This is a genomic window from uncultured Campylobacter sp. (genome assembly GCF_937949835.1).
GTDB lineage: Bacteria > Campylobacterota > Campylobacteria > Campylobacterales > Campylobacteraceae > Campylobacter_B.
Genome location: NZ_CALEDC010000350.1, coordinates 1 through 3,472 on the forward strand (window position 1 = coordinate 1; position 3,472 = coordinate 3,472).

4 protein-coding genes and 1 pseudogene are annotated in these 3,472 nt (G+C 48.5%); 1 reads left to right on the forward strand and 4 read right to left on the reverse strand.

The features are described 5' to 3' along the window. The 4 genes from Q0256_RS08040 to aroQ form a co-directional block, all read right to left on the reverse strand. Positions 1-954 (reverse strand): P-loop NTPase (locus tag Q0256_RS08040; RefSeq protein WP_297962045.1); only part of this gene is annotated, 954 nt, incomplete at its 3' end. Next, positions 936-1,472, reverse strand: a complete 537-nt coding sequence (gene folK, locus Q0256_RS08045; RefSeq protein WP_297962047.1) for a 2-amino-4-hydroxy-6-hydroxymethyldihydropteridine diphosphokinase — start codon at positions 1,470-1,472, stop codon at positions 936-938. The genes Q0256_RS08040 and folK, both read right to left, overlap by 19 nt. Beyond that, positions 1,472-2,509: a M24 family metallopeptidase gene (locus Q0256_RS08050; RefSeq protein WP_297962049.1), complete on the reverse strand. Its 1,038-nt coding sequence runs from the start codon at positions 2,507-2,509 to the stop codon at positions 1,472-1,474. The genes folK and Q0256_RS08050 overlap by 1 nt, the downstream gene beginning before the upstream one ends. A gap of 13 nt (positions 2,510-2,522) precedes the next feature. After that, positions 2,523-2,990: a type II 3-dehydroquinate dehydratase gene (gene aroQ / locus Q0256_RS08055; protein WP_005869936.1), complete on the reverse strand. Its 468-nt coding sequence runs from the start codon at positions 2,988-2,990 to the stop codon at positions 2,523-2,525. Between the two features lie 172 nt (positions 2,991-3,162). Between aroQ and Q0256_RS08060 the strand changes: the two are divergent. Beyond that, a pseudogene (locus tag Q0256_RS08060) lies at positions 3,163-3,472 on the forward strand (metal-dependent hydrolase); the annotation flags it as partial.

The following is a 3,472-nucleotide window of genomic DNA, read 5'->3' on the forward strand; positions in this document are numbered from 1 at the left end:
ATTGCGGTGCGCAACCGACTTTAGATTGTCGTAGATCATAACGGCATCATCCTCGCTTGCGGTGAAATTTAGCAAAAACAAAACCTCTTTTTTGCTAGCTCCAAGCGTCTTTAAAAGCGCGTAGGTATTGCTGATCGAGCAGGGTTCGTTCGCGCACAGCACGATATTTTCGTCGCCGATGCTCAAAAAATCTCCAAGATACTCAAGCCCCGCATCGATCAAAATAAAATCGAAGATTCCCGCCTCTTTCAGCTCACTTGCGAAGCGAGCGGGGCTTTCGTGAGCCTTTGCGTTTGCGGAATTTCCGGCTTCTTCGGGATTTGATGAGCGGGCGGAATTTTTCATTTCATCTTCACTTGCGGAATTTTGAGAATTCTCGTCAGGGATTGAATTTTGCTTGGTGAAATCATCGCTTTTAAAATTCTCTAGGCTTTCTGATTCTGTAAAATTCCATCCATCTTCGTAATTCTGCGGCTTTTTGGCTGCACAATTCGTAGAATTTTTTGCAGCGTTTGCTATTGAATTTGAAGCGGCGGAATTTTCTGAGTTATTTTTGCCATCAGAGCTCGTGAGTTTTTGCGCGTAATTGCGCGAGCTGATACTTTCGTCGCCCTCCCGGTTTTGTGCGCTACCCATAGAATTTTGCATGACGTAATCATCCGCGCTAGAGCTTGCGTTTTTGATAGAATTTTGCGAGGACGCGGGATTTTGTGAAGCAAGCGCGGGCGAGACGAGCGTTAAATTTTGCGAAATTTTTACCGCGACAGCGCTTGGTAGCGAAATCCTCTTTCTTTGCAAAGCGTTTAAAATGATCTCTTGATTGTTTAAATTCGGCGCTTCTATGATCGCCGTGCGGTAGCCCTGCTCGCTTAGAATTTCGGCGAAATTTGCTGCAATCACGCTCTTGCCGACTCCGCCCTTGGCGCTTAAAAAATTTACGATTTTAGTTTGCATATCAGTCCTCTTTTAAATTTCATCTCTCCAAGTGGCAAAATCACGCTTATGCGCTCGCAAACACCCGGATGCGGCAGCACGAGCCGCTCGCAGGCACGCACCTTTGCGCTTGCATATAAAATATCCACGTCCAGCGTGCGCGGCGCGTTTTTGAAGCTTCTTTTGCGCCCAAATCGTAGCTCCGCGCGCTGCATAATTTTTAGCATCAAATTCGGCCAAAGCGAGCTTTGCACGAGCATCACGGCGTTTAAAAAATTTTCCTGTCGCAAAAAGCCGAACGGCTTGTTTTTCAGGATCAAGGAATTTTGCGCTACGAAAAAGCGCGCGTCACTTTGTAAAGTGTGATAAAATCGCTCGAAGCGTCGCCTGACATCTCCTAAATTCCCGCCGAGCCCAAGTAGGTATAAATTTTTAAAATTTCCGCGCTCGCGGCGCCTCATCGGGAAAACGGCGCTTTTTACGACGCACAGCGCGTCCGCGCACTCGTAAAATCCGTTTTTCTTAAGCCGCACATTCATCAAATCTGCTCGCTTAAAATTTCGGCCCCGTTTTCGCGCACGACCACGACATCCTCGATACGTACGCCAAACTCGCCGGGCAGATAGATCCCCGGCTCCACGCTAAAGGCCATGCCCTCTTTTAGCACGGTATCTCCGCGCTTTGAGATGAACGGAAGCTCGTGGATATCGACTCCGACGCCGTGTCCCGTGCTGTGAAAAAACGCTTCGCCGTAGCCCTGAGCGGCGATAAAATCCCTAGCCGCCGCGTCGATCTCGCGCGCCTTTTTGCCAGGCACGACCGCCGCGATCGCCAGAGCTTGCGCCTCTTTTACGATCTCGTAAATTTCTTGCCGTTTGGCGTTTTTAAAATTTTGCTCCTTGCCGAAGTTAAAATTTTCGTCAAAGCACGCCGTGCGCGTCCTATCCGAGCAGTAGCGATTAAATTTAACCCCCGCATCAAGCAGGAGCAAATCGCCCTCTCTCAGCCGCTTTTTACCGGGCAATGCGTGCGCCTTGGCGGCGTTTTCGTTGATCGCGACGATAGGCGAAAAGCTAAGCGCTAGCTCGCCCTTTTTCTTAAAGATGAGCTCGGCGTTAAAAAACAGCTCCTCTTCGCTCATGCCTTCGCCCTCGGCGCGCACGAACGCGGCAAATTCGTCAAACCTCTGGGCACCTAGCTGCGCCGCTTGCTTTAAAATTTTTATCTCGTCTTCTGATTTTATTATGCGCGAAATTTGCGAAAAATTCGCCCGCGCCTTAAATCTTATCCCAAGTCCTTTGCTCAGAGCTTCCCACTCGCCCGCGCTAAAATCGTACGGGTTGTAGCTAAGCTCCTTTACGCCCGCCTTTCGCAAAAACAGCCGCGTGTCTTTTATCAAATTTCGCTCGACCTCGATAACTTCGGTATCTTGGCAAAGCTCGCGCGCCTCGATGCTATAACGCGCATCGGTGAGGAAAAATTTGCACCCCGCGAGGCTCAAAAATATCGCGTTGTCGCAGCTGTATCCGCACTCGTGGTAAACGGCGTTTTCGTCCTTTAAGATAAAATTTTTCAAATTTAACCCGGTCCTACTTGGCTTTTTGCTCGGCTCTGGCGGCCTTGATCTGCTCAAAAATTTGAATCATTCCGATCATCGCCAGATGGTATCCCACGGGACCGAATCCGATGATCTGACCTGCAGTCACGGGCGCTATTAGACTTTTTTGTCTAAGCTCTTCCCTACGAGCAATGTTTGAGATATGCACTTCGATCACGGGCAGACTGACTGCGGCGAGCGCATCGCGGATGGCGAGCGAAGTGTGCGTGTAGGCGGCGGGATTGATGATGATGCCGTCGCAGGTGCCGAAGCACTCTTGGATCTTATCGACGATCTCGCCTTCGAAATTGCTCTGGAAAAACTCGATCTCGTTGCCGCTCTGATCGGCGACCGCCTTCATCTGTTTATGGATGTCCTCCATCTTCATAACCCCGTAAATAGCGGGCTCGCGCATACCAAGCATATTGATATTCGGTCCTTGAATCACCATAATTTTCATTTTTGCGTCCTTGTTTTGAAATTTAAGCGAAAATTATAACCAAAGCGAGCTTATTTTTTACTATGGCGCCAAATTTGCCCGCTCAAGCCCAAGCGATAAAATTTTATCTCTAAATTTAGCGCGAAATAGAATTTTATGCTAAAATCACGCGCTGTTTTAAATAAGGAAAACGATGAGAATTTTAAGGGCGAAGTGGGTTCTTGTCTGCGATGAGAATTTTAAAATTTTAAAAGAGGGCGCGATCGTCTTTGATAAAAAGATAATCGAGGTTTGTGCCTTTGCAAGCGCGGCACGCAAATACCCGCAAGCCGAAATTTTGGACTTTAGCGGCGACATAGCGATGCCTGCGTTTATAAATCCGCACGTGCATTTGGAATTTAGCGCAAACGCGTCCGAGCTTACATACGGCGATTTTATAGCGTGGCTTGGCTCTATCGTGACTCATGGCGACGAGCTCGCTAAAAAATGCACGCCAAAGATCA